Below are 380 nucleotides of genomic sequence, written 5' to 3'. Positions count from 1 at the left end.
AAGTTCGGCCCGGCCGTCGCCGACCTCATCGGGCAGGGCCACGGCGCCTTCGTGGAGGTCAGCGCCCATCCGGTCCTGGTCCAGCCGATCACCGAGACCGCCTTCGACACCAACACCGACCTGGTCGTCACCGGATCGCTGCGCCGCGACGAGGGCGGCCTGCGCCGAGTCCTGACCTCCGCCGCCGAACTCTTCGTGCGCGGCGTCCCCGTCGACTGGACGGGCATCCTGCCCGCCGCAACCACCGGAGCCACAGCGGCCCGCGTCGACCTCCCCACCTACGCCTTCGACCACCAGCACTACTGGCTCCAGAACACCGCCCCCACCGGCGACGCCACCTCCCTCGGACTCGCCGGGACCGATCACCCGCTGCTCGGCGC

At 72.6% G+C, this 380-nt stretch carries 1 protein-coding gene; it reads left to right on the top strand.

The features are described 5' to 3' along the window. On the top strand, positions 1-380 hold a 380-nt coding region (locus tag M4J07_RS47740), incomplete at both ends, for a hypothetical protein (RefSeq protein ID WP_255983666.1).

It is taken from the genome of Streptomyces longispororuber, assembly GCF_024448165.1.
Lineage (GTDB): Bacteria > Actinomycetota > Actinomycetes > Streptomycetales > Streptomycetaceae > Streptomyces > Streptomyces longispororuber_A.
This window is presented reverse-complemented; position numbering and strand designations above follow the sequence as displayed.